At 70.2% G+C, this 26,367-nt stretch carries 21 protein-coding genes; 4 read left to right on the forward strand and 17 right to left on the reverse strand.

Going from position 1 to position 26,367, the window contains the following annotated elements:
* Positions 1-338 precede the first annotated feature (338 nt).
* The 11 genes from IT306_15405 to IT306_15455 all read right to left on the reverse strand — a co-directional run bounded on the left by IT306_15405 (position 339) and on the right by IT306_15455 (position 13,498).
* Complete coding sequence (locus IT306_15405) at positions 339-1,496, reverse strand: glycosyltransferase family 4 protein (GenBank protein MCC7369813.1); 1,158 nt, start codon at positions 1,494-1,496, stop codon at positions 339-341.
* 23 nt (positions 1,497-1,519) lie between these two features.
* Positions 1,520-2,455: a ChbG/HpnK family deacetylase gene (locus tag IT306_15410; GenBank protein ID MCC7369814.1), complete on the reverse strand. Its 936-nt coding sequence runs from the start codon at positions 2,453-2,455 to the stop codon at positions 1,520-1,522.
* Position 2,456: 1 nt separating this feature from the next.
* A complete protein-coding gene (locus IT306_15415; GenBank protein MCC7369815.1) occupies positions 2,457-3,545 on the reverse strand; it encodes a DegT/DnrJ/EryC1/StrS aminotransferase family protein in 1,089 nt (362 codons plus the stop codon).
* Positions 3,546-3,555: 10 nt separating this feature from the next.
* The gene (locus IT306_15420; protein MCC7369816.1) at positions 3,556-4,713 is read right to left on the reverse strand and encodes a GNAT family N-acetyltransferase; all 1,158 of its coding nucleotides are present in this window, start codon (positions 4,711-4,713) and stop codon (positions 3,556-3,558) included.
* Positions 4,710-5,981 carry a glycosyltransferase family 4 protein gene (locus IT306_15425; protein ID MCC7369817.1) on the reverse strand — a complete coding sequence of 424 codons (1,272 nt, stop codon included), beginning with the start codon at positions 5,979-5,981 and terminating at the stop codon, positions 4,710-4,712. The genes IT306_15420 and IT306_15425 overlap by 4 nt, the downstream gene beginning before the upstream one ends.
* The gene (locus IT306_15430) at positions 5,978-7,312 is read right to left on the reverse strand and encodes an oligosaccharide flippase family protein (GenBank protein ID MCC7369818.1); all 1,335 of its coding nucleotides are present in this window, start codon (positions 7,310-7,312) and stop codon (positions 5,978-5,980) included. The genes IT306_15425 and IT306_15430 overlap by 4 nt, the downstream gene beginning before the upstream one ends.
* Positions 7,313-7,397: 85 nt before the next feature.
* Positions 7,398-8,519, reverse strand: coding sequence for a glycosyltransferase family 4 protein (locus tag IT306_15435; GenBank protein MCC7369819.1), 1,122 nt, complete (start codon positions 8,517-8,519; stop codon positions 7,398-7,400).
* A complete protein-coding gene (locus IT306_15440) occupies positions 8,516-9,799 on the reverse strand; it encodes a glycosyltransferase family 4 protein (GenBank protein ID MCC7369820.1) in 1,284 nt (427 codons plus the stop codon). The genes IT306_15435 and IT306_15440 overlap by 4 nt, the downstream gene beginning before the upstream one ends.
* Positions 9,799-11,079: a glycosyltransferase family 4 protein gene (locus tag IT306_15445; protein MCC7369821.1), complete on the reverse strand. Its 1,281-nt coding sequence runs from the start codon at positions 11,077-11,079 to the stop codon at positions 9,799-9,801. The genes IT306_15440 and IT306_15445 overlap by 1 nt, the downstream gene beginning before the upstream one ends.
* A complete protein-coding gene (locus IT306_15450) occupies positions 11,076-12,167 on the reverse strand; it encodes a glycosyltransferase family 4 protein (protein MCC7369822.1) in 1,092 nt (363 codons plus the stop codon). Before IT306_15450 ends, IT306_15445 begins: the two co-directional genes overlap by 4 nt.
* Complete coding sequence (locus tag IT306_15455) at positions 12,164-13,498, reverse strand: glycosyltransferase family 4 protein (protein MCC7369823.1); 1,335 nt, start codon at positions 13,496-13,498, stop codon at positions 12,164-12,166. Before IT306_15455 ends, IT306_15450 begins: the two co-directional genes overlap by 4 nt.
* 8 nt (positions 13,499-13,506) lie before the next feature.
* Between IT306_15455 and IT306_15460 the strand changes: the two genes are divergently transcribed.
* Positions 13,507-14,424 carry an ABC transporter ATP-binding protein gene (locus IT306_15460; protein ID MCC7369824.1) on the forward strand — a complete coding sequence of 306 codons (918 nt, stop codon included), beginning with the start codon at positions 13,507-13,509 and terminating at the stop codon, positions 14,422-14,424.
* Between the two features lie 4 nt (positions 14,425-14,428).
* Positions 14,429-15,223 carry an ABC transporter permease gene (locus tag IT306_15465; protein ID MCC7369825.1) on the forward strand — a complete coding sequence of 265 codons (795 nt, stop codon included), beginning with the start codon at positions 14,429-14,431 and terminating at the stop codon, positions 15,221-15,223.
* 81 nt (positions 15,224-15,304) lie between these two features.
* On the opposite strand, the gene IT306_15470 is transcribed toward IT306_15465, so the two are convergent.
* From IT306_15470 to IT306_15485, 4 genes are all read right to left on the reverse strand, one after another.
* Positions 15,305-18,130, reverse strand: coding sequence for a PAS domain S-box protein (locus IT306_15470; GenBank protein ID MCC7369826.1), 2,826 nt, complete (start codon positions 18,128-18,130; stop codon positions 15,305-15,307).
* A gap of 262 nt (positions 18,131-18,392) precedes the next feature.
* Positions 18,393-19,721 (reverse strand): hypothetical protein, encoded by a 1,329-nt coding sequence (locus IT306_15475; protein MCC7369827.1) that lies wholly within the window; start codon positions 19,719-19,721, stop codon positions 18,393-18,395.
* Positions 19,718-20,575: a methyltransferase domain-containing protein gene (locus tag IT306_15480; protein ID MCC7369828.1), complete on the reverse strand. Its 858-nt coding sequence runs from the start codon at positions 20,573-20,575 to the stop codon at positions 19,718-19,720. Before IT306_15480 ends, IT306_15475 begins: the two co-directional genes overlap by 4 nt.
* A complete protein-coding gene (locus IT306_15485; protein ID MCC7369829.1) occupies positions 20,572-21,321 on the reverse strand; it encodes a glycosyltransferase family 2 protein in 750 nt (249 codons plus the stop codon). Before IT306_15485 ends, IT306_15480 begins: the two co-directional genes overlap by 4 nt.
* A gap of 132 nt (positions 21,322-21,453) precedes the next feature.
* Here IT306_15485 and IT306_15490 point away from each other — a divergent pair, with 132 nt between their 5' ends.
* The gene (locus IT306_15490) at positions 21,454-21,993 is read left to right on the forward strand and encodes a response regulator (GenBank protein ID MCC7369830.1); all 540 of its coding nucleotides are present in this window, start codon (positions 21,454-21,456) and stop codon (positions 21,991-21,993) included.
* A 120-nt stretch (positions 21,994-22,113) separates the two neighbouring features.
* A complete protein-coding gene (locus tag IT306_15495; GenBank protein MCC7369831.1) occupies positions 22,114-24,501 on the forward strand; it encodes an excinuclease ABC subunit UvrA in 2,388 nt (795 codons plus the stop codon).
* A gap of 401 nt (positions 24,502-24,902) precedes the next feature.
* On the opposite strand, the gene IT306_15500 is transcribed toward IT306_15495, so the two are convergent.
* Both IT306_15500 and IT306_15505 read right to left on the reverse strand, forming a co-directional pair.
* On the reverse strand, positions 24,903-25,904 hold the full coding sequence (locus tag IT306_15500) for a ketoacyl-ACP synthase III (protein ID MCC7369832.1): 1,002 nt from the start codon (positions 25,902-25,904) through the stop codon (positions 24,903-24,905).
* Positions 25,901-26,365, reverse strand: coding sequence for a hypothetical protein (locus IT306_15505; GenBank protein MCC7369833.1), 465 nt, complete (start codon positions 26,363-26,365; stop codon positions 25,901-25,903). Before IT306_15505 ends, IT306_15500 begins: the two co-directional genes overlap by 4 nt.
* Positions 26,366-26,367: the final 2 nt, after the last annotated feature.

The raw sequence follows: 26,367 nt of genomic DNA on the forward strand, positions 1-26,367 counted from the left end.
CGACCGCTCGTCTAGTCGCGCTTCGGGAACACGGACGAACATGCAATCACCCTGATGCTGCTACCAGTGCAATCGTATGTTGATGTCGTCGTGCCGCCGCGTCGGGGCTTGAAAGCCCCGCCTACCATCCTGCAGTCGCTGCGCGACGCTCCAGGCTCGCCAGCCCCAGCCGTTCCCGGCGGCCGTCGCGCAGCGACGGCGTGACTGTAGGCGGGGACTTCAGTCCCCGACCGCTCGTCTAGTCGCGCTTCGGGAACACGGACGAACATGCAATCGCCCTGCTCACCTCGGCGGGGGGTGAGGGGCAACCCCGGGCGGGGGGTGAGCGGCGACCAGCGTCACAGCGCGTCCCGGCCCAGCAGCTCGTCGTAGAGGGCTTCCATGCGTTCGACCATCGTGTCGAGCCGCAGCTCCTGCTCGACGCGCGCCCGCCCAGCCCGACCGTACGCCGCCGCCAGCTCAGGATCGCGGAGCAGGCGCGTGATCGCCTCGGCCAGGGCCACAGGGTCGCCGGGCGGCACCAGCAGCCCGGTCACGCCGTCCACCACGATCTCAGGGATCGGGCCGACCGCCGAGGCGACGACCGGCCGGCCCGCCGCCATCGCCTCCACCAGCACCAGCCCAAAGCCCTCCCACAACGAGGGCAGCACGAACACATCCAGATCCGCCATGACATTCGCGATGTCCGAGCGGAACCCCTCGAACGTGACCAGGTGATCGACGCCGCGCTCGCACGCCGCCTGCCGAAGCTCGGCGACGGTGCTCAGCTCTTCGTGGCCGACCAGCCGCGCATGCACGCCCGGGACGGCCGCCGCAATCTGCGGCAGCGCGTCGAACAGCACCCGGTGACCCTTCTGCGGGGCTAACCTCGCCACCACGCCGATGGTCGGGCGATCGCTCTCACCGGGCGGGTCGCCGCCAGCGCGGCGCGACGGCGGCGGGGCGTCGGGACGGTACGGGCTCGGGTCGATGCCGTAGTAGATGCGGACGATCTTCTCGGGCGGCAGGCCGCCGTCCGTGCGAAGGTAGTCGGCCACGGCGTCCGAGATCGCCACGATCCGGTCCAGGCCACAGGCCGAGGCCCGCAGCAGCGGGCTGTAGCGCGGATGGACGTAGTAGTCGTCCATGTTGTGGACGGACCGGACCACCCTCGGCGCGAGGCCGGCCAGCTTCGACCAGCACACGGCGGCCAATTCGGTCCGGAACGAGTGGGCGTGCACGATGTCGAACTGGCCCCGCCGCAGCAGCCGGCCCAGCCGCCAGATCGCGGCCGGGTCCGTGCGCCGCGTCGCCTTGAGATCGATCACCCGCACCCCGGCCGCGCGGAACATCGGCAGCATCGGGGTGGCCGCGTCGGGCTCGGCCTCGAAGCAGGCCAGCCACGGCTCGAAGCGCCGACGGTCGAGTCGCGAGAGCAGGGCCAGCACGTGCTGCTCGCAGCCGCCGATGGTCCCGCCCGACAGGATATGCAGCACCCGCGCGGGCCGGTCAGCCACCGGCCCGCCGGACAGACCAGCTGTCACGCGTGCGCCATGACCAGCGAGCCATCTGCAAGCTGCCGGCTGGCAAGCTCGCGATAGGAGATCAGCTCCACCTTCAGCTCGTTCAGGAGGGCGCGCAGATCGTCGTCGGCCAGCACGCGGACCTCTTCCTCGCGCCAGCGGGCCGCCACCTGTCCGCCGTCGAGCATCTCCTCCAGGCGGCTGTCGCTGAACCCGGGATGCACCATCAGCTCGGTGGTGCCGGGCTGCAGCTCGCGGAGGTCACGCGCGAGGCCGCCGGTCAGGTCGTTCGGGTAGCGGCGCAGGCAGCTGAAGGTCGAGAGGAAGTGGTCCGTCGTCATCACCTGGTGGCGCTTGAGGAACGCCCGGTAGCGGTGCGCCAGCGCCGACATGACGTGGTTCTTCCAGAACGCCTCGCTGCGGATGTACTTCGTGTAGGCGCTGCCGTCCGAGAACATCTCCCGATCCATCCGCTCCTGCTGAAGGCGGATCGGCAGACGATAGTGCCGCGCGACCGGCCCCACGACCTTGAAGAAGAGATCGGGGTACATGTAGACGCTCTCGTGGCTGTCCAGGTGACTCGGCTCGATGCCGGCCGCGATCACCTTGTCCACCTGCGCCCGAAACTCCTCGTAGACCTGGATCATGCTGATCTGGCCCATGATCAGCCGCTGGAGGAACGGCCGGCGGCGGAAGAAGTAGCCGTTCTCGTCCACCAGGGTGTGCACGCGGTCCTGCGGGAGGATCGGCATGCCGTGGGTCAGGTTGAGATGCACGCCAACGGCGAGGCCCGGGTACTTCCGCGAGAGCGAAACGGCGTGGTCGAACGCCCAGAAGTTCGCGACCATCGTAGTGGAGGTCACGATGCCGTGGGCATGGACCTCGATGATGCCCTCGTTGATGCCCTCGGTCAGGCCGAGCTCGTCGGCGTTTACGATCAGCGATCGTTGCATGTCACGTCCGTTTGCCGAGCGACTGGAGCAGCCGCGCAAGCCACTCGACGCCCTCGTTGGTCAGACCCTGGTGTACCGGCAGCACGAGTATCCGATCTCGGAGCCAGGCCGCCTCGGGAAAGTGTGCGGTATCGACAGCCGGCGGCAAGTGTTCCCAGTATGTTCGCACGTTGACGCCCCGCCCGAGCAGGATGTCACGCCAATGGTCGCGGTCTTCGGCCGCCAGCGGCAAGCCCAGCGGACAGACGCCCTCTGGAAGCTCGGTGAACACGGGGGTCGCCCAGGCGAGATTGTGGCACGCCGCCAGCAGCCGCGCGAAATGGCGTCGCCGCCGGCCGACCACGAAGGCGGGACGGGCAGCCTGGAGCAGCCGCCACGCCGCCTCCGAGCCAGCCTGCTCGTCGACCGGGCCGGCGCTGACCTGCTGATGCATGCTGGCGCGGAGCGACTGTCGCCGAAGCAGCCGGGTGCGCGGCGACCAGCCGAGAAGCTGCTCGACGCTGCCGAGCGCCCGGTAGGCGAGCCTGAACGCGACGCGCCGGGCGGCCGGACCCGTGGCTGGCGCCGTCGCCATGAGATCGGGTCGATTGACCCGCAGCAGGCCGCCGTCCGGCAGCGGCAAGGACTTCCACGGGCTGAAGATGGCAAGGTCGCCCCAGGAGCCGAGGTCGCGGTCCCCCAGCCGACTGTAGAGCGCGTGGGCGCAGTCCTCGACCAGGGCCAGCCCACGACGGTCGCAGAGGTCGCGGAGCGCCTGGACCGGCCCGGGAAACCCCAGATAGTGGATGATGACCACCGCTCGGGTCCGCTCGGTGAGGGCGGCTTCGACAGCGTCAGGGTCCACCTCGAGGCCGCGCCCGACCGGGTAGAACGTGGGCCGTGCCCCAACCGCCTCGACCGGGGTGATCACCGACTCGCAGAGGTACGCTGGCAGCAGCACCTCATCGCCCGGCCCGACGCCGAGCGCCCGCAGACCGGCCAGCAGCGCGGCCCGGCCGCTGGCGTAGAACTGCTCCGGCAGCGGGGCGGACCGCAGCAGTCCGGGCAGGTCGGCGACAGTGAGCGGCGGATCGGGCGGCAGATAGGTCACGGGACGCCCATCATCGGCCGATCAACTGCTTCGCGCGGCCGAGCCAGTGCCGACGCGCCCGCTGGAGCAGCGGCGACGACCGCGCCCGGCGGCGGGCCTTCTGCGCCCCGACCAGCGCCGCGAACGCCGCCTGCCCGCGCAGCGTCGGCGCGCCGATCACGAGATTGAGGGTCTGGCGCTCGCCGGTGGCCCAGCGCGCCTTGTACGGCTCGTCGCCCAGCATGAAGTCGAAGCGCTTCAGGCCGCGCGCGTACGCTCCCTCCACCAGATTCGCCAGGAGCAGGCTGCTCGGCGCGAGCGACGCAAGCTCTGGCTCCCAGGCCGGGATGTAGTAGTAGAACGTGTCGCCGTCCACGAACCCGAGGCTGCCGCCGACCGCCCGGCCGCCGACCTCCAGCAGGGTCAGGTCGAGAAGGTCGCGGGCGGCGTACTGGGCGCAGACCTCGGCGTAGAAGCGGCGCGCGGCGGACGACGACGAGAAGATCGTGGCGGTGTGCTGGCCGCGCCAGCGCCTGGCGTGGAGTTCGGCCAGGATCGTGAGCGCGCTCGGCACGTCTTCAGGGTCCGAGACGCGGCGGAAGCAGACCTCACCCCGCTCGCCGAGGCGTCGCAGCCGCGAGCGCAGGTTGTAGCGGAAGCGCCCCGGCCGCGAGCTGAGGTACTGATCGTACGTTCCATCCAGGGCGATCTCGGGCCGGGCGTAGCCGGGCATCGCGGCGCCCCGCATGCCGCGCCGCTCGGCCACCGCCATCAACAGGTCGGCGGTGGCCGACTCGGCCGGCAAGCCACGCAGGTCGAGCACATCCCAGGCGCCGCCGCGCTCGATCAAGGCATCGGCCAGCGCCTCGACGGCGGCCTGGGCACGGTCTGACGCAGGCGGCAGCAGCAGGTCGGTGTAGTCAGAGACGCCCAGCCCGAGCGGCCGGAGTGCCGAGAAGCCGCCGACCCAGCTTCGCTCGATGGGGGCCAGCGCCACCGTCTCGTCGCCGTCGGCCACCGCGAACAGGAGCGGCTGGCCGGTCCCCAGGTGCCGATGCCAGCCCTGGAGCCATTCGGGGGTCAGGAACAGCGTCTCGGTGGGAGCAGCCTGCCGGAGCCGCTCCCAGGTGGCCGAGGCTTCAGGCGTCGTGGGCCACTGCGCGCGGAACACGTGCAATGGCCCGCTCATGACGGCTCGCTCATCGAAGACTCGCCTCGGTAGATCGCCTCGTAGCGGGCCGCCATCTGCTCGACGGTGTAGTGCTCGCGGACCCGCGCGCGGCCACCCGCGCCCAGGCGCGAGCGCAGCGCATCGTCGCACAGCAGGCGCAGCGCGGCGTCGGCCACCCGCTCGATGTCGAACGGGTTGACCAGCAGGCCGGTCTCGCCGTCGAGGATCGCCTCCGGGGTGCCGCCAAGCCTTGTCGCCACGACGGGCACTCCCAGCGCCATCGATTCGAGGTTCACAGTCGGGAACGGGTCGAGATACGTCGAGAGGTTCAGGAACGCCGACGACGCCGCCAGGACATCATGGTACGCCGCACGGTCGAGAAAGCCGGGGAAGCTGACCCGGTCTCGCAGGCCGAGGCCAGCCGCCCGTTCCTCCAGGGTGTCGCGGTACCAGCCCTGGCCGCCGAGGATGACGAGCCGGGCGGTCGGGTGCTGGGCCGCCACCCGCGCGAAGGCATCCACCGCCTGATTCTGGCCCTTGAAGAAGTGCAGCCGGCCGCCCGTCACCAGCAGCGGCTCGCCGCCCCAGCCGTGGCGTGCGCGGGCACGCGTGCCGTCTGCGCCGGTGACGGCTGGATCGTGCAGCGGCAGGCCGTTCGGCACGACCCCGTGGACGGTGACGCCGTTCTGGCGCAGCGCTTCGGCAAGCTCGCCACTCACCGAGACGCCAACGTCTACGTAGCGGTGCAGCCACGTCCGAATCAGCGGCGCGCGCGGCGGAAAGGTCCAGAAGTGGACCTTGCAGCTTCGGCAGGCGCGCGGATTGGCGCGGTAGTCCGGGTGCTTGGGGAGGGGGGCATTCGGATCGAGCCAGCACTTGTACTTGCTGTAGCAGAACGGCTGCGCGTCCTGGTACGTGTGGACGACCCGCGCGCCGGCACGATGCGCCAGCCGCAGCGCATCGTAGGACAGGTGGCTGTGGACGTTCCAGGCGTGAATGACGTCCGGCCGAAGCTCCGCCAGGAACCGACCGACTCGCCTGCTCAGCGTCGGGTTCATGAACGACATCACCGGCCGCAGCCGGGGATGGTACTGCGAGTGCAACTGGTGGACGGTCAACACCTCGCTCTGCTGGACGGCGTCCGCGCCACGGGTGGTGGTCAGGACGGTCACGTCCCAGCGATCCCCGATGGCCCGCGCCAGGTGATCCACCACGATCTCGCCGCCGCCGCTCATATCGAAGGCGTCGGCCATGAAGAGCAGACGGGGCCGCGCGCCCAGGCTCATGCGGCCACCGCCGCGCGCGGGATGATCCGCAGGCACTGGGCGTAGCTGACCAGCCGCGAGGCCAGGATCATGCCGGCGTAGGCCAGCGCCGCCCCGTGCGGTCCCGAAGACTGTGCCAGGAGGTAGGTCGCGGGGATACCGAGCATCAGGATCACGATGCTGGTGCGGATCGGGAGGTCGGTGCGGTCGTAGGTGCGAAAGATCGGGCCGGCCGCGATGCCCAGCCCGAGGGTGGCCGCGTCCAGCAGGAGCGGCAGCGTCAGCAGCGGGGCCTCGGCGTAGCCCTGGCCGTAGAGCAAGGGGATCAGCACCCACGAGATGGCCGCGAACGGCAGCGCCAGCGCCGCCGAGGCCGCCCACCCGAGCAGCGTCAGGCGCAGGAACGCCGGCCGCACGCGCTCCGGCTGCGAGGCGCGCAGGCGTGGGATATCGACCATCAGCAGGCGCGAGATCGGCGTCAGCAGCACGGACGGAATCACCATGTAGCTCAAGGCTACCCGAAGCTGCCCAACCTGCTCGTCGGCCACAAACTGCGCGAGCAGGAGGATCGGGAGAAGGTTGTACAGCGAGACGAGGTTCTTGTCGAAGGCGATGGAGAGGCCGAAGCGCGTGTTCGGCCAGATCGGGAGGCCCGGGCGGACCGTGCCAGCCAGCAGCTCGCCGACAGTCGGGAAGAGCGGATCGTGGGCGACCAGCCGCTGGTAGAGGACGTACCCGATCCCGACCGCCAGCAGGCTGGCGACGACCTGCCCCGTGAAGACTCCGACGATCCCGAAGCCGGCCAGCGCGAAGCTGACGGGCAGGATGGCCGTGGCAAGGCTGCTGACGTTCTCGAGCATCACCAACTGGCCCATCCGCCGCGACGCCTGCAGCGCGATGACAGTCCAGCCAGGGATGACGGCCCAGAACCCCTGCACGAGGTAGAGCTGCAACGGCACGGTCAGGTCGGTGTCGCCGAAGAAGAGGATGCCGAGCCACGGCGCGAGCAACAGGGCGGGCGGCAGCACGACCACCGAGGTTGCCACGCTCATGAAGACGTAGAAGACCAGGGCGTCGCGGCACTTGCGCCGATCCCCGACGCTGTGGCCCTCGGCAAGCTGCGTCGTGGCGGCGTAGTCCTGCCCGAGCCGCCGCAGCAGCCCGATGGTCGTCCCGGCCGACATGACCAGGGTGTACGCGCCGTAGGCGGCCGGCCCGAGCGTCCGCGCCAGCAGCACCGAGGCCGCGAACGAGATCGCGCTGAGGCCGAGCGACCCGACCAGCAGCTTCAGGAGCGGTCGGACGAACCCGCCGCCGCCGAGCGCGGCGATGAAGGCGTTCAGGCGCTGCATGTGAGGCCCACGGAGCAGCGCCCCCCACCCCCCGCCCCGCCGCGGGGCGGGGGGTGGGGGGCGTGACTCAGGTGAAGGGCGCTCCTCATGGCCGGCTCAACGCCCGCTCGTAGATCGCCAGGTACTCGCCGACGACGTGGCTCCAGTCGCGGCCGTTCGAGCGTCGGCGGCCGCGCTCGCCCATCGCATGGGCAGCGGCAGGATCGTCCAGCAGCCGCAGGATGGCCCTGGCCAACGCGTCAGGATCGCGTTGTGGGACCAGCAGTCCGTTGTCACCGTCGTCGATGGCGTCCTCTGCGCCGCAGTCGAGCGTCCCGACGACCGGCTTCCCGTAGGCGTTCGCCTCGATGTAGGCCAGACCGAATCCCTCGAACGCCGCCCCGCTGTTCTCGGACGGCAGCACGAAGGCGTCGGCTCGACGGTAGAGCGCATCCAGGTACGCCTCGTCGATGCGGCCGGTGATGGTGGCGTTTCGTTCGAGGCCGAGCCGTTCGATGGTCTGGCGCAGCCCCGACACGTACTTTCGATCCCGGTCATCCCCGACGAGGTAGTAGTGCACGTTGGGGTAGCGCTCGCGGACCCGAGGGATCGCCTCGAGGACCGTGTGATACCCCTTGCGCGGCTTCAGCGCCCCCGACCCCATCAGGACCGGGTCGCCTGCGATCTTGCCCGGGTACTGCTGCGCTGGCGGGCGGATCGGCTCGAAGCCGTTCGTCACCACGTCGAGGTTGTCCAGCGGCAGCACCTCGTGGACCCGCCGCTTCGTGTAGCCGCTGACGCAGACCACCGAGGCGGCCCGCTTCAGCGTCCGCGCGAACAGCGTCCGCGTCACGGCGTTCATGCGGAACGGCGAGACGCCGTAGGTTCCGTGGACGGTGATCAGGTACGGCCAGGGGAACAGGCCCGACGCCGCCAGCGCGAACGGCTCCACGAAGAAGTGCACCAGGTCGTGGCCGGGCGCATGGCGAAAGACCTGGGCGAGGTTCCAGGCGAACGGCAGCGGCCGGTCGAGCGCCCCGAGTGGCGTGCTGAGGCAGGGGATCACCGCCGCGTCGAGCGGCGGGGCCTTGGTGTCGCGGGTGGTCAGGATGGTCAAGCGGTGGCCCTGTTCCAGCAGCCCACGCACCAGCCCCAGGCTGTACCGTCCCCAGCCAGAATCGGGCTGAAGCTCCCAGGTCACCACCAGGACACGCAGCGGTCGGCTCATCGAGGAGGGACGCTCCAGCCGGGGAGACGGGCCGGCTCGGCCAGGAAGTCGAGCAAGGCCTCGGCGCGGGCGTCCCAGGAGTACCCCAACACGTCAGCCTGCGCCTGCCGCCCGAGCCGCGCCGCCAGGTCAGGCTCGGCGATCAGGAGTTTGACCGCCGCCGCGAACGCCTCGGGATCGCCGGGCGTCGCCAGCAGGGCGTTCTCACCGTGGCGCAGCACCTCGCGCAGGGATGGCAGGTCGGACGCGACAATCGGGACGCCGGCCGCCATGTAGTCGAACAGCTTCAGGGGAGAGGTGAACAGCCGCGCGACCGGCTCGTCTGGCAGCGGCAGCAGGGCGACGGTCGCTTCGGACAAGACCTCGGGCACGCGGTCGTAGGGGACGTGGCCGCGCAGGTTGACCCGCTCGCGGACGCCAAGCTCGTCGGCGCGGGCGGCCAGCAACGCGATGTCTGGATCCTCACGGGTCCAGTTGGTCTGCCCGCCAACAATCGCGACCTCGGCATCCGGGACGCGCGCCGCGACCTCCACCACAAGGTCAGCGCCCTTCCACGGGTAGAGCTGCCCGACGTAGTAGATGCTCGGTCGGGACGGACGGCCCTCGCCGGCCACGTGTGAAGCGCCCGCGGAGCGGGAGGGGGGCGTCGCTGCCCGGACCGTCGTGCCGTCGGCCACGGTGCGGACGCGCTCCGGCGGCATCCCGTACTCGTCCTGCAGGATCTGCCGCGCGCACTCGGTGATGGTGATGATGCGGTCAGCCCGCCCGAAGACAGCATCCTCAAGGGCGCGCAACCGCGCCGCCTCGCTGAGTGGCAGGTTGGCGCGGCCAGCCCCGTGCGCCACCTCGTAGCTCGGCAGCCCGTGGACCTCAAACGCCAGTTTCGCGCCGATGGCCTGCGCCGGGCCGGCCGCCAGCCGGGCCGTCCGCAAGTCTCGCGCGAAGATCACGTCTGGCCGTCGCCGCGCGATCTCGCACGGCAACGCGGCAGCAAGCCCGGCCAGGTAGCTCGCCTGCCAGACCCGCGTAAACTGGGCCAGCACCCAACGCGGGGCGTCTGGCGGGATCCGGAGGATCGGCACGCGCAGCAGGCGCAGACCGGGGTGCGGCTGCAGCCCGTACTGCGCGAGGGCGTGGGCCGACCCGCCCTCGCCGCGCCGTCCGCCCACCAGCGTGATCTCTGCTCCAGCCCGCGCCAGCGCATGGCAGGTGTGAACGATCTGGATGGCGCGGGCCTTGGTCTGCGGCAGATCGGTGCTGCCGAGATAGAGGATGCGCATCAGATCGCCTCACCGTGCGGCGGCGCAACCAGTGGGTCGTCGGTCAGCCGCCCGAGCGCCTGGATGATCCGCGCCGCGCGGGCGTCCCAGGTGAACGCCTGCACCTGCTCGTAGGCCGTCCGCCGGAGCCGGTCGGCCAGGCCTGGATTCGCCAGCAGCCGACGCACCGCCGCGGCCAGCGCCGGCGGATCCTCGGGCGGCGCCAGCAGGGCGTTGTCGCCGTCTGTCAGCACCTCGCCGACGCTCTGGAGATCGGACGCCACGATGGGCGTCCCGGCCGCCATGTAGTCGAACAGCTTCAGCGGCGAGGTGAAGTAACGGGCCATCAGGTTGTCGGGCAGCGGCAGGATGGCCGCTCCGGCCCCGGCGATCCGCCGGCGCACCTCGGCGTGCGGCACGAAGCCGGCGAACGTGACCCGGTCGGCCACGCCAACCTGCGCGGCCTTCGCCTGGGCAACGTGCAGGTCAGGATCGCCGGGCCCGCGCCCGCCGTAGACCGTGAGCCGCGCGCCGGGCAGCTCGGTCATGGCGTCCAGCAGCGTGTCGACGCCCTTCCAACGGTACAACTGGCCGGCGTACACGATCTCGCGCGTGTCGGATGGACGCGGCGGCAGCGGACCGCTCGGTGGGGTGGTGGCGTCGGGAACGACGGCGATACGGGCCGTCGGCAGGCGATAGCTGTACTCGACGATGTCGGCGCAGGCCTGGGTCAGCGGCAACAGCAGGTCCGCCTCGGCGAAGACGCTCGCCTCCAGCGCCCGCGTGCGCTCCGAGACGCCCTTCAGCTCGGCCGGGTCGAGGCTCCGATTCTCGCGGGGGGCCGTCGAGAAGATCTCGTGAACCTCGTAGACCACCGGCCGGCCGTGCAGCGGCTTCGTCCGCAGGAAGATCCAGGCGAGGCGCGGATCGCGGGTGACGATGGCGGTCGGGCGCTGCTTGAGCCGCAGCACGTCGGCCACGCAGGCCAATGCATACGACCAGTTCGTGACGGCCAGCCGCTTGTGAATCTCGATCCAGGACAGGCGGTCGATGCGCGCCACCGGCACCGACACGATCCGCAGGCGCGGATGCGGCGTCAGACCGTAGCCGGCCAGCGCGTCGGCCACCGTTCCGGCGGGCCGCTCGGGCTTCTGGGCCAGCAGTCGCACGCCCCAGCCAGCCCGCGCCAGCGCGTGGGCCGTGTGCAGCGTCTGAATGCCCCGGGCCTGGGGCGTCGGGAAGTCGAAGCCGCCAACGTAGACCAGCCGGCCGGCCGGTTCACCAGGGCTGCCGCCGGTCATGCCACCCGCCCCCGCTCGATCATCCCGACGACGGCGTCGGCCCAGTGCTCCACGCTGTGCTCGTGCCCGATCCGCTCGCGCAGGATCAGGGCGGCCTCGCGGCGTTCGGCGAGGCTGCGTCCGAGCCACGAGGCCAGCCGCGTGCTCAGGCCGGCGGCGTCGTCGCGGCCACCGAAGCTGAGATCGGCCCAGGCTGCCCCGAACAGCTCGCGGAAGGCCGGGTTGCAGACCAGCGGCGGCAGGCCGCACGCCGCCGCCTCCAGCACGACCTTGTCCATGCTGCCGGTGGCGCTCGCCGTCGCGAAGAGGGTGGCGCGCTGATAGGTTGGCACGATCTGAGCGTACGGCAGGCCGTCCACGAACTGCACGCGATCCGCCAGCCCCAGCAGCCGCGCGCGGTCGCGCAGGCTATCCAGGTAGGCCGCCTCGGACGCCGAATGGACGCCGCCGACCAGCTCGACGGCCAGATCGGCGTGCGGGGCCAGCAGCGGGTGGGCCACGGCCTCCAGCACCGTCTCGTAGCTCTTGATCGGCGAGAAGCGGCCCACCGAGAGCAGGCGTTCGGCGGCAGGAGGCGCGGCAGCGGGGCGGAACCGCGCGAGGTCGATCCCCTGGCCGGTGATCGTGACCTTCGGGCTGGCGATCCTGAACCCCTCCGGCGTGGAGGTTCCGACGCCACGCACCAGCGCATGCGCCAGGCGCAGTATCGGGCTGACGTGCCCGTGCGCGTACCAGAGGTAGGTGGGGATGCCGGACAGGCGGGCAATCGGCGCGGCGGCCGCCGCGAAGACCGGCCCCATGTGTGCCAGCACGGCGTCGATCTCGTGCCGGGCCGCCAGCCGCGCCACGATCCGCTGGAGCCGCAACAGCCAGCCAACCCGCTCGGAAAGCGTTCCGGCCGCGGCGTTCTCGGCGGCCTTGCCGAGCGTCGCGAAACGGACGTTGGCCGGCAGGTCGGGCTGCCCGGGCCAGAGCGCCACCACGTACAGACGCTCCACCCGCTGCGCCAGCGCCGCCGCCCAGCCGTTGACGTGCCCGAACAGGTTGTCGGTCGGATCGACCTTCGGCGTGATCAGCAGCAGCCTCACCGGCCGGCCCTCCACGCCACCTCGGCGTCAGGATCGCGGTCGAGCGCCTCCAGGAACACGCCGAGCGTCCGATCGACCATCCGCGAGACGGTGCGCTCGGCCGCTCCGGCCAGGGCGTTCCGTCGAATGGTCTGCGCGGTCGCCCCATCGGAGAGCAGCTCGCACAAGGCTGATGTCGTGGCCGCCACGTCGCCGTACGGCACGGCGAGCCCATCGTGCTGGTCGGTCACCAGGGCGCGGTTCCCGCCCACATCAGACACCAGCACGGGCAGTCCGGCCGCCATCGCTTCGAGCAGGACGTGCGACAGCCCCTCGTAGCCGGAGAGCAGCGCAAGCGCGTCGGCGGCGGCCATCCAGCGGCCGACCTCAGCGTGCGGCAGCTCACCCAGCAGCCGCACGGTCCCGGGCGGCAATGCCGAGGCCAGCCCTTCCAGACGAGCGCGGTCTGGCCCGTCCCCGACGACCACCAGCCGCGCCCGTCGCCCGAGGTCGCCGCCGAGCTGTCCGAGCGCCGCCATGACGGTGTCGACGCCCTTCCAGACGGTCAGGCGGGCCACCACCAGCACCACCCGCTCGTCCGGCCCGACGTCGAGCCCAGCCCTGATGGTCGCACGGTCCCCGGCGAGGCCGGCGGTGGGGTTGTCCACGGCGTTCTGCACGACCCTGACACGCGCGGGGTCCGCGCCCCAGCCTTCGACGTACCACTTGACGAAGCTGCTCGGCACGATGACCCGGTCGGCGGCCCTGACGTAGCCGGCCTGCATGCGGCGCAACGCCTCGACCTTCGGGCCGTAGCGGGCTGCCTGGAAGCGGTCGAACGGCTCATCCGGAGACACCAGGCCGTGCCGCACGGCGTACTCCCAGGCGAAATCGCCCACGATCTTCATCACGAGCGGCTTGCCGAGCGCCAGGTTGGCGACGGCCGCCGGCAGGCCGTAGTCGTTGACGAAGAGCAGGTCGGCGCGGCGGCCATGCCGCCAGACCTCGCGGGCGAACAGCGCGAGCTTCGCCGCCGTCGGCAGGCCGCGCGGCACACGGTACACCGGGTACGGGTAGCGGCGCGGGGGATCGGCCGGCTCGTCGCCATAGGTGACGACGGTCAGGCGGTGCCCGCGCGCCATCAACTCACGCCCGAGTCGCAGGAGGTAGGTCGGTGGGCCGCCGCTCTCCGGGTGGAACGTCCCGGACGCGATCAGCACATGCAGGGGACGGGTGATCAGACTACGCTCCCAGGTGGGCGGCGGGTGAGGGGCCGGCGTCGTCGCCGTCTCAGGAGTATAGGGGAGCGCGAGCCGGCCGGCGTGGCAGCGGCGCGGTTGGCCCCAGTACAACCGTTCGCATGCCCGACGATGCGGAGATCCAGCTCAAGACCGTCGATCTGACCAAGCGGTTTGGCGACGTGACGGCGCTCAGCGGTCTGAACCTTGCCGTCCGCAGAGGCGAGGTCGTGGGGCTATTGGGGCCGAACGGCGCGGGCAAGACCACGACGGTCAACCTGATCCTGGGGCTGATCTCGCCGAGCGCCGGGCGCGTCGAGCTGTTTGGGGAAGACCTGGCTGTCGCGCGCTCGCGGGTGCTGCGCCGGATCAATTTCGCGTCGGCCTACGCCGGCCTGCCACGCGACCTCACCGTCGTCGAGAACCTGCGCGTCTTCGGGCATCTGTACGAGGTGCCGGACGCCGGCGCGCGCATCGACCGGCTGCTGGACCGGCTCGACCTTCGCCAGCTTGCCTCGCGCAAGGTCTGGCACCTGTCGGCCGGCCAGCGCACCCGCGTCGTCCTGGCGAAGGCCCTCTTGCCGGACCCTGACATCCTGCTGCTGGACGAGCCGACCGCCAGCCTCGATCCGGAGACGGCGGACCGCGTCCGCGCCGACCTTGCCGAGTACGCCGCCGGCGGGCGCACCCTGCTCTGGACGAGCCACAACCTCGCGGAGGTCGAGCGGCACTGCTCGCGGGTGGTGTTCATCAACCAGGGGCGGGCCGTGCTCGACGGCGAGCCACGCGAGCTGGCCCGCCAGGCAGGCAGGGTGCTGGTGCGGGTTCGGCCGCGCAGTCCGCTGCCGGACGCACTCGCCGCCGGCTTCACCGCCGAAGCCACGGAAGGGTGGCTCCGCGCCGAGGCCGACGACGAGGCGCACGCCGCTGCACTGGTGGCCGGCGCCCAGAACGCGGTCGGGCTGGACGGACTGGAGCTGCGCCACCCGACGCTCGAAGACCTGTTCCTGATCCTGGCCCGTGGCCGCTGGGCGGAGTGACCCCATGCCTGAGATTCGCCTGCGCCGGGTGCTGGGCATCGCGCTGCGCCAGTGGCTGACGCTGCGCCACTCGATGCCGCGCCTCTTCGAGGTCTTCTACTGGCCGATCCTGGAGGTGGTGCTGTGGGGGCTGGTGACCCAGTACCTGCTGACCCAGTCGGGGGCGGTCTTCGCGCCGAGCCTGCTGATCGGCGGGATGATCCTCTGGACGATGCTCCACCGGGCGCAGGAAGACCTGGCCATCGCCTTTCTCGAAGAAAGCTGGTCGCAGAACCTGCCCAACATCTTCGCCTCGCCGCTGCACCCGCTCGAGTACTTCCTGGCGTCGGCGCTCGTCGGCACGATCAAGGTGACGCTCGCGGCAACCGCCGTCTCGGTGCTGGCGTACCTCTTCTACGGGTTCGGGCTGTGGCAGATCGGCCCGACGCTGATCGGCGCGATGCCGGCGCTGGTGATGTTCGGCTGGTCGATGGGCCTGGTGACGGTCGGGCTGATCCTCCGCTTCGGGCGGCAGGTGGACGTGCTGGCCTGGAGCTTCGCGATCCTCTTCCAGCCGCTGGTGTGCGCCGTCTACCCGCTGAACGTCCTCCATCCCAGCCTGCAGATCGTGGCTGGCCTGCTGCCGCCGACCCACGTCTTCGAGGCGATCAGGGCGGCCTCGGCCGGCGCCCCGAACCCGACCGAGCTGATCGTGGGGATGGTCGGCAGCGCTGTGGCGCTGACGCTGGCCCTGGTGTTCTACGTCGTGAGCCTGCGCTACGCCCGCACGATGGGCCGCCTCGCGAGCGCCGGCGAGTAGCATGCCTTCACGGCGCCGTGATCGGGACCGCGCGTCGGTGGCCCCGGAGCACGGGCGTAGTCATCCTGGCCGGCCGGCGGGTCAGGAAGCGCGAGACGACGGTTCCTCGGTGGATGCGGCCGCCGTCGTGAGCCAGGGCACCCGTTCCAGCGCCAACGCGAGGTCGGCGCGGCGGTACGGCTTGGCCAGGATCGCGGCGATCCCACGTTCGCGCGCGGACTCGGGATCGATGGTCGCGCCCCAGCCGGTTGCCAGCACGATCGGCAGCCCTGGCCGCAGCGCGCGCACCCGCTCGGCCAGCTCCCAGCCGTTCATGGACGGCCCCATGCCCACGTCGGTGATGAGCAGGTCCACCGGTTCCTGTTGGAGCATCGCCAGGGCGTCGTCGCCGTTGAGCGCCTGAAGCGCCTCGTAGCCCTCGCGCCGCAGCATCATCGCCAGCATCCGCGCCAGTTGCGGTTCGTCGTCCACGACGAGACAGCGACGAGGACGGGCCGGGGCGGCCTCCTCGGCGGACGCAGCCGCTGCGGCAGGCGCAGCCTCCGTGTCAGACGCGGCCTCCGTGTCAGACGCGGCCTCGGCCCCGCGAGCCTTCTCGCCGGTCTGCGCCCCTGCGCTGACCGACGCAGCCGCCAGGGGCGATGCGGGATCGGGCGGCCTGACGAGGCCCGCCGCCGGTGTCTGGAGCGGCGGCGCAGCCGGGAACGACAGCTCGAATCGGGCGCCGTGCCCTGGCTCCGACACCACCGAGATCTCGCCTCGGTGCGCGGCGACGATGCCGAAGACGGTCGGGAGGCCCAGGCCAGTGCCACGGTCGCCCTTGGTGGTGAAGAACGGCTCGAAGATGCGCTCGCGCACCTCGTCGGACATGCCGACGCCGTCGTCGGCCACGGTCAGCATCGCCCGTCCATCCTTCTCAAAGACGCAGACGCCGATGGCGCCGCCCTGCGGGAGCGCATCGACGGCGTTCAGCACCAGATTGGTCATGACCTCGCGCAGCGGGCCGGCGCTGCCTTCGACCACCACATCGCCCTCGATCTCGACCGTCATCTCGATCGGGCGTCCTTCGGCCTGCGTGGCATCGCGCCAGCGCGGGGCGGTCAGGCGAATCACTTCGTGCACCACGCTGGTGAGATCGACGCGCACGGCCGGCTCGTCTTTCGGCGTCTGCACGAAGGTCAGCATGCGCCGAACCGTCTCGCCGCCATCCGAGGCGGCCCGCACCATCACGTCGAGCAGCTCGCGGACGCGGTCGGCTGGCAAGGGGGCATCGTCGAGCATGCGCTGGAGCAGCTCGCCGTAGCCGGCGATCAGCGCCAGCGATTGGTTGAGGTCGTGGGCCACCCCGCTGGACAACTGACCCAGCGCCCGCAGCTTCTCGCCCCGTGCCGAGCGCTCGGCCTGCTCGCGCTCGCCCGTCACGTCGGTGGAGAGCCCGCGTATCCGCGTGACCTCGCCCTGAGCGTTGGTGCGCGCGGAGGCCGCGACGCGCAGCCAGACGGTCCGGCCGTCCGCCGCGTGCGCACGCACCTCGCAGGGGATCGTCGGCCGGCCCTCGGCCACGGCCCGCATATACGCTTCGAGTCGCGCCAGATTCTCGGACGAGAAGCAGCGCAGCAGCGGTTCCTCAGAGTCGGTCCAGGTGGCCGCGGGATACCCGAGGATCGTTTCGGCCTGGTGGCTCACGTAGGTGAACCGCATGGACGGGTAGTCCGCCTCCCAGACGACGGCGTCCAATCCCTCCACCAGCTCGCGGTACTGGCGTTCGCGCTCCAGTCCCTGCTGGTACAGACGGGTGCTCTCGACGGCTGCCGACGCCATCTGCGCCAGTTGCACGAGAATCGCCTCGTCTTCGTCGGTGAAGGCGCCGTCCGTGCCGGGTTCGCCGTCTGGCGCACCGTCACGGTCCACGATCTGGATCAGGCCGAGATTCTCGCCCCCTCGCGAGACGAGCGGCGCAGCAAGCCAGCCACCTACCTCGGGTGACCCGTCCTCGGGCACGGCCCCGGGCCAGGCGCGCAACTCGACGGCCGTCAGGCGAAGCGGGCGGTTTTCCTCGCGGACCTGCCTCCGCAGCTCGGCATCGGAGAGGGGCGGGCGGGCGGCTGCCCAGGCCGCAAACGCCTCGCTGGCCGTGACCACGTTCGTCGTCGCTGGATCGTCGTTCGCCGTCCGCAGCTCCGTCATCGCCACGTGCGCGCCGATGATGGTGCGAGCGGCCTCGCTGGCGATCCGCAGGATCTCGTCCGTGCCGCGGGCGAGGTTGATCGCCAGGGCCGTCTCAGCCAGCGACCGTGCGCGCGCAGCCGACCGCTGCTGCTGCTCGAAGGCGCGGCGGCGCTCGGTCACGTCCAGGGCCACGACCACCCGCGCGGGGCGGCCGTACAGTTCGAGGTCGTGTACCTGAACCTCGACCTCGATGATGCGGCCATCCTTCATGCGATGGTGCCAGAAGCCTGACAACTCGCGGACCTCGCGCGGCCGGCTGATCACCGCCAGCAGGGCCGGCACTTCCTCGGCCGGGTGCACGTCGGTGACCTTCATCGCCAGGAGCTCGTCGCGCGAGTAGCCGTACTTCGCGAGCGCCACGTCGTTGATTTCGAGAAAACGCAGCGTCTCGCGGTCGTAGGCCCAGACCGGCAGCGGATTGTTGGTAAAGAGTAGACGGAACCCGCCCTCCGTCTCGTTGTACGCCGTGTGGATCGCGAGCAGTTGCACATGCTGGCGGCGCAGCAGGCGATGGATCACCAGTCCCGTGACGAGGACAAACCCGACGCCCTTGAGCGCCGAAAGACTGGAGGCGACGCCAGGATCGGGGACGAACACGGTGACGAGGTAGTCGGACACCAGGATCCAGGTTATCCCGGGAACCAGGTACCAGAAGGCGGCCAGTGCCAGCGGCCTCATTCCCCGCACGTCCTTCCCGTCAACCCTCCACCGGCCCACCGAACGATCCACCACGGCTCGACAGGATCAGGTTCTGGCGGCCATCCTCCCCAGCCTGCCAGCATCTGACCCGTACCCCGGTGCATTTCGTGGGATAGAGCATCACGCCACGACCTGTCAACGTCTTCGTCAACACGTCGTGTGGGACAACGAACAGGCTCGCCATTCGGGGATGCAGCCGCCGAAGCTGCACCGGGCGACGGACATCCGGTCAGGCCGGGGCTCAGACGGTGGCGACGGCACGGCCGGAGACACGCGCCGTGCGCGGCTGCCGCCAGACCCACACGCTCCAGATTCCGAACAACACGACGTTCAGGCCGGCGTTGAGCAGTTGCAGCCGTCGCCAGGTGTCTGGCCCAAACAACGCCTGGCGCGTCTCCTCGAGTCCGTAGTCATGAAACGTCATGTTGAGGAACAGCGTCAGCGAGAGCATCCCGAACATCGCCCAGGCGAGCCGCGAGCGCGGCGTCGCCATCACCAGCAACGGAAGGGCGAAAAACGCGTGATTCTCGTGGGCGCGCGTGGTGAACATGAACCAGCCGAACGCCAGGTAGGCCGCCATCGCGGAGAGGCGGCCGTCGCGCCCCCAGACGTCGGTGCGCCACACCGCGAACGCCATCAACGCCAGGGACAGCCCTGCCGCCGCCTGCCGGTAGGTGATCGGCCCGACCAGCGGCTCGGCGTCCAGCACGAAGTCTGGCTTCGCGTTGGTGACGATCCACCAGATGTTGTGCGCGTTGGCCGAGGCCACCGGCATCGTCTCGGCGATCAGCCGGGGCAGCACGAACAGCTCGCCGACGGTGCCGTAGACGATGTAGGGCAGGCAGACGGCCAGCGACACGAGGCCTGCCACCACGCCGCCCAGCACCGTCTGCGCCAGGCCGAACCGTCGAAAACTGATGTAGGCGAGGAACGGAAAGAGCGCCCAGGCCTGCGGCTTGGTGGCCGCCGCCAGCCCGACGAACAGGTAGCCGGCGAGCGGCCGGTCCTCCTCCCAGAGGTAGATGGCGACCAGCAGGAAGCCGGCGTGGACGGCGTCCGGCTGGCCCCAGAACGCCGCGTCGAAGATGGCGGCGGGGTTGAGCGCGAAGGCGGCCGTCGCCAGCAAGGCCGGCGGCGCACCGAAGCGGCGGTAGAGCAGGCCGAAGATCGCCAGCGACGCCACGAGGTGCGGCACGACCGCCACCAGCTTGACCAGGACCGTCAGTGCGTGGCTGTTGAGCGCAGCCTCCATGTCAAAAGCCGGGTCGAAGCCGCGCCGGTAGATCCAGCCGGCGACACGGTAGCCGTACATGGTGACCGGGGGGTAGATCGCCGCCGTCTCGGGGTAGGTGCCGGAATAGGCCCCGGCCACCCCGTAGGTGGCGACCTGCTTTGCCCAGTACTTGTAGTGAACGACATCGGCGGCCGGGTTGCTGGGCAGGTTCAGCACCACCCCGTTGATGGCGACGGCCACGGCGAGGATCGCCAGAGCCGCGAGCCAGGCCCGCACCGCGCCCGCCGAGCCGGTGAGGCCAGCGGCCGGGTCCGGCCGGGCCTCGCCGGCGGTCACGGCTTCTGGGCGACGACGACGTTGTGCGCGGCGAACAGGCTCAGCACGGGGTTGGCCTCAACCATCCGCTCGACGTGCCGCCAGACCGGCATCAGCGCGCCGGGCATGAAGTCCGGCACCAGCCCGGTCCGCGCGGCGCTGACGGGCTTCAGCCCGGACCGACGGACGGCCTCCAACAGCTCCCAGACGCTGACCAGCCGTTCGTCGCCGTGATCCTGCGGGACGCGCTTCATGAGGATCGGCCAGTACGGGTTGAGCGGATTGTGGTCCCAGATCAGGACGTAGCCGCCAGACCGCACCACGCGGCCCATCTCGGCAATCGTGTCGGCCACGCGCTCGGGCGTCTCCAGGTGGTGCATCGTGGCGACGCTCAGCGAGAGGTCGAAGACGCCATCCTCAAACGGCAAGGCTGAAGAGTAGGCCGCGAACACCCCGCCGACGCCGTTCTCCAGCGCCTCGACGAGCATCCCGGTGGATGCATCCACGCCGACCACGTCATAGCCAGCCCGCTGGATCCAGCCGGCCAGCGCGCCGGTGCCGCAGCCCACATCCAGGACAGACCCGCCGAACGGCAGGAGCTGCTGCACGACCGATGTCCGCTTCTTCAGGTAGTGCTCGGCGACGTGCGGCTTGAAGACCTGGTCGTAGTCATGGGCGACGTGATCGTAGAGGACCTGCTGGCGGCCGGTGATGGCATCGGCCTCGCGGGAGAGCAGCAGGACCGGCACACCGTCCTGGCTGGCGTAGGTCTGCGAGCACTCCGGACAGCGCAGGCCGTCGCCCTGGGGCTCCAGCACGACGTGGCAGCGGGGGCAGGCCGCCTTGATCTCATGGGGAAGAGTTGGGGCGGTCACGCCGTACCTCCAGCTCGCGCACGGCGCGGCTTCCACCCTAGCCAGCTTCGAATTCGATACCTGAGCACCAGCCCGATCATCGTCATGCCCAGGTAGAACGCCTTCTTGAAATCGCCCGTCACCGACGACTCGCCGACGCGCGGCAGGTAGTTGACGGGGATCTGAATCATTTTCAGGCCGTGGAGCATCGTCAGCACCATCATTTCGGGGCCGAAGGAGCTGCCCCCGATGGTGAAGCTCGGCTCGATGACCCGCAGGGCGTCGCGGTTGATGAGGCGCATCGTGCAGCCGACATCGGTCAGGTTCGTGGAGTTGAACAGGAACTCGACCAGCTTGGCGACGGCCCAGTTCCCCCAGCGCAGGAACAGGCCCATATTCGCGCCGCGCCAGATGAACATGCGGGCCGTACGGGTGCCGTAGACCACGTCGAAATCATCGGCGTAGGCGAGCAGCTTCAAGAAATCGCGGCCCAGGAACGTGCCGTCTGGCTCTGAGATGATGATCAGGTCACCCGTGGCCTCACGGAAGCCGCGTCGGATGGCGTTGCCATAGCCCTGGCGCGTCTCGAGAATCTCGCGCGCCGCGGTCTTCGCGACCTCCTCCGAGGTGCCGGGCGCGGCATTGTTGTTGATGACGAGGACTTCATCGGCAACGCCGAGTGCCAGGATGTCCTCAATGCTCTGGCGAATCGAATCTTTCTCGTTGTACGTCGGGAGGATGACGGATACGGTCCGGCCATGCCACATGGCGCGTATTGTAGGGTCGACCCTCCGAGGCGTCAACGCGAGCGGGCTGCCTCACGGCTCGCGCCGGGCCGCGGATCGGTCCGGAGCCGGCCGGCCGGTGTGGTATCGTTCCGCCTGGGAGAGGCCCAGAGGATGCGCCAGAAGCCACATCGCAAAGGACATCACGCGCGCCCGCGAACCGTCCGTCCGAAGACCGACGAGGCACAGTCCAGCCCCGAGAACGGCGCCGCGGCCACCGCGACGGCGACGCGCCGCAAGTGCGTGCTGGTGGTCGAGGACAATGCGACGGTCGGCGGCCTGCTGGTCGCCCTGCTGCGCGAAGAGGGCTACCGAGCGCTGCGGGCCTGGGACGGCCGCGAGGCGATGAAGATGGCGCGGGACCGTCGGCCGGATCTGGTGGTGCTGGATCTGAGCCTGCCGTACCGTGACGGCATCGAGGTGCTGCGCGAGCTGCGCGCCAACGTCGACACCGCTGAAGCGCCGATGGTGATCGTCTCGGGGAGCGCCACCCAGGTCTCACAGGACGACCGCGCACTGGTGTCCGACGCCATCACCCGCCCGTTCGACATCGACCGTCTGCTCAACGTCTTCCGGCGGCACCTGGGAGACCCCGAGGCCGACGTGCCCGAGCGGCCATACGGCGCGACGGACAACCACCTGAACAGCTGGTAGGCGTCCCTCCGCGGCTCCCGCGCGGCGAAACTCCATCCGTGAAAGGGTGACCAGCGGACCCGTGGCGACCGAGCATCTGTCTGACGTCGTGCCGCGGCTCCGGGCGATCGACACTCCAGTATGACCAGGGAGACGACGACGAGCACCACCACGCCGACGCTACCCGAGGCTAACCGTCACGACCTGATCCGTGTACACGGTGCACGCGAGAACAACCTCAAAGACATCAGCATTGACATTCCCAAGCGCCGGCTGACGGTGTTCACCGGCGTCTCTGGCTCCGGCAAGAGTTCGCTGGTGTTCGGCACCATCGCCGCCGAGTCGCAGCGGATGATCAACGAGACCTACAGCGCGTTCGTCCAGGGCTTCATGCCAACGCTCGCGCGGCCCGACGTGGACGTGCTCGACGGGCTGACGACGGCGATCATCGTCGATCAGCAGCGGATGGGCGCGGACCCGCGCTCGACCGTCGGCACGGCCACCGATGCCAACGCGATGCTGCGTATCCTCTTCAGCCGGCTCGGCCAGCCGCACATCGGGTCGCCGCAAGCGTACTCGTTCAACGTGCCCTCGGTCCGTGCGACCGGTTCGATCACCGTTGACCGTGGCAGCAAGAAGGCCGAGAAGGTCACCTTCACGCGCACGGGCGGGATGTGCCCGCGCTGCGAGGGCCGTGGCTCGGTGAGCGACTTCGACCTGACCGAGCTGTACGACAGCAGCAAGTCGCTCAACGAGGGCGCCATCGCGATCCCTGGGTACAGCATGGAAGGGTGGTACGGCCGGATCTTTCGGGGCTGCGGCTTCTTCGACCCCGACAAGCCGATCGGCCAGTTCACCGTGCGCGAGCTGAACGATCTGCTCCACAAGGAGCCGACCCGGATCAAGGTGGACGGCATCAACCTGACCTACGCCGGGCTGATCCCGTCCATCCAGAAGTCGTTCCTGTCCAAGGATGTGGACGCGATGCAGCCGCACATCCGCGCCTTCGTGGAGCGGGTCGTCACGTTCACGGCCTGCCCGGACTGCGGCGGCGCCCGGCTCAGCGAGGCCGCGCGGTCGTCCAAGATCGAGGGCGTGAGCATCGCCGACGCCTGCGCCATGCAGATCAGCGATCTCGCCGCGTGGGTCACGGCCCTCGACGTGCCATCCGTGGCCCCGTTGCTCGCCACGCTGCGGCGCACGCTGGATTCGTTCGTCGAGATCGGGCTGGGCTACCTCTCCCTGGAGCGGCCGGCCGGCACGCTCTCCGGCGGCGAGGCCCAGCGCGTCAAGATGATCCGCCAGCTTGGCTCCTCGCTCACCGACGTGACGTACGTCTTTGACGAGCCGACCATCGGGCTGCACCCCCACGACATCCAGCGCATGAACGACCTGCTGCTGCGGCTGCGCGACAAGGGCAACACCGTCCTGGTCGTGGAGCACAAGCCCGAGACCATCGCGATTGCCGATCATGTCGTCGATCTCGGACCCGGGGCCGGCACGGCCGGTGGGACCGTCTGCTACGCGGGCAGCCTGGACGGGCTGCGGACCAGCGGCACCGTCACGGGACGGCACTTCGACGACCGCGCATCGCTCAAGCCAACCGTCCGCAAGCCGAGCGGGGCGCTCGCCATCCGGGGCGCATCGCTGCACAACCTCCAGAACGTGGACGTAGACATCCCGCTCGGGGTGCTGGTGGTCGTGACCGGGGTGGCCGGCTCCGGCAAGAGCTCGCTCGTACACGGCTCGATCCCCGCCTCGGCGGGCGTGGTGTCGGTCGACCAGGCGCCGATTCGCGGCTCGCGGCGCAGCAACCCGGCCACCTACACCGGGCTGCTCGACCCGATCCGCACGGCGTTTGCGAAGGCCAACGGCGTGAAGCCGGCCCTGTTCAGCGCCAACTCGGAAGGGGCCTGTCCGGCCTGCAACGGCGCAGGCGTCATCTACACGGACCTCGCGATGATGGCCGGCATCTCCACCACCTGCGAGGAGTGCGAGGGGAAGCGGTTCGAGGCGTCGGTGCTGACCTATCAGCTCGGCGGTCGCAACATCAGCGAGGTGTTGGCGATGCCGGTGGCCGAGGCCCGGGCGTTCTTCGGGGCCGGCCCGGCGAAGCTCCCGGCGGCCCACGCCATCCTGACGCGCCTCGACGAGGTGGGCCTCGGCTATCTGAGCCTCGGCCAGCCGCTCACGACCCTCTCCGGCGGCGAGCAGCAGCGGCTGAAGCTGGCAACTCACCTGGCAGAGAAGGGCGGCATCTACGTCCTGGACGAGCCAACGGCCGGCCTGCACCTGGCGGATGTCGAGCATCTGCTCGGGCTGCTCGACCGGCTGGTGGACGCGGGGAAGTCGGTCATCGTGGTCGAGCACCACCAGGCGGTGATGGCGCACGCCGACTGGATCGTCGATCTCGGCCCGGGGGCCGGCCACGACGGCGGCCGGGTCGTGTTCGAGGGGACGCCGTCGATGCTGGTGTCCAGCCGGGCCACGCTGACCGGACAGCACCTCGCGGCATACGTCGGGGCGTAGCGGGCCGGGGGAGCACGCAGGGTGGCAGGTCCGGACATGGCGAGGGGGCGGTCCACACAGACCGCCCCCTCGTCGTGATGACATCCTCGTGGGTTAGCGAACCCCGACCGGCTGACGCGCCGGCTCCCAGACGTGGGCGTGAGGACTGATCGCCCGCAGTTCTCCACGGTCGAACGCCCGCAGGCACTCGACACAGCAGAACCGCTTACGATCCCGCTCGATTCGGTGCTCATCAAGCACCGCGTCGCAGTGGTCGCACCGCAACAGAGCTATCATCGGAAAACCTCCCTCTTTGGAGAACCGATCCACACGGACCGGCTGAATTGTGGGCGACGCTGCCCACCTCATCCTCGCACGTTCTCATACGCCGAGGCAAGAGGTTTGTGTCGCATTTGTGCTTCTTAGTGCCACTCCCAGACGGCGGCTGCCCAGCTGAGGCCGGCCCCAAAAGCACACATGGCCACGATGTCGCCCGGTTGTATTCGCCCCTCTTCAAAGGCCTCACATAGTGCAACGGGAATTGAGGCCGCTGAGGTATTGCCATACCGGTCAACATTCGTAAAGACGCGCTCCGGTGGCAGGCCAAGCTTCTCTCGGGCGTTGTCGATGATGCGGATGTTGGCCTGATGCGGGATCACCAGGGCCAGGTCCGACGACGACAGGCCCGCCTTCTCGAGCGCTTCGAGCATCGAGCCAGGAATGACCTTCGTGGCGAAGCGGAAAACGCTCTGCCCTTCCATTTTGAGGAAGTGCTCGCGCGCCTCTACCGACTCGTGCGTGGCGGGCTGGCGCGAGCCGCCGGCCGGCACGTTGAGCTGCGGCGCACCGCATCCGTCGGACCCGAGCACGAACGAGCGCAGACCGCCCGGCCGCTCGGTCGCCTGGAGCACCACTGCGCCCGCGCCGTCGCCAAAAAGCACACAGGTGGTCCGGTCGCGCCAGTCGATGATTCGCGACATGACGTCAGAACCGATGACCAGGACGTTCTTCATCGCGCCGGACTGGACGAACTGCGCGCCAGCCACCAGGCCGTAGCCGAACGCCGCGCAGCCGGCGCCGATGTCGAATGCGCCCGCGCGAGACGCGCCGAGCGCTTCTTGCACCAATGATGCGGTGGCCGGGAAGCCGGGATGATCGGGCGTGCCCGTCGAGACGATGATCAGGTCGAGCGCCGCCGCGTCGATGTCGGCGCGCTCCAGGGCGATCCGCGCCGCCGCGACGCCCATGCTGGCGGAGGTGTCCTCGGGAGCCGCGATCCGCCGCTGCGCGATGCCGGTCCGCTTGCGGATCCACTCGTCGGAGGTGTCCACCAGCCGCTCAAGCTCGTGATTGTCCATGATGCGGGCGGGCAGGAACTTGCCGACCCCGCCGATACGCACATACTGCCCGCGTGGAAGCGTCATGACGACGCCTGCTCGCCGCCGGGCGCGGCGGCATCCTCTACGATCATCAGCGCCTCTCCGGCATGCACCAGTTGGCCCGATTCGGCCACGATGGCGGCGATACGCCCGCCCCGCTCGGCCAGAACTTCGTTGAAGATTTTCATGGTTTCGATCAGCCCGACGACAGCCCCCGCTTCGACACGATCCCCGACCTCCACGAAGGCCGGCGTGCCCGGAGCCGACGTGCGATAGAAGACGCCAGTCAGCGGCGCATTGAGCGGCGTCCCCGCAACCGGCGTACCCGGAGACGCCCCGGCCGACGAGACGGTCGCCCGGACCTCGGCGGCTGTCGCGGTGCGCCCGGGCCGCCGCACCAGCCGCATGCGGAACTTCTTCGCCGCGATCTCGACTTCCGTCGCGTCACTGACGCGGACATGCTCCCACGCGCGGCGGACCTCGTCAAGCCACTCAGCCGACGCCACGA

It is taken from the genome of Chloroflexota bacterium, from assembly GCA_020850535.1.
GTDB lineage: Bacteria > Chloroflexota > UBA6077 > UBA6077 > JACCZL01 > JADZEM01.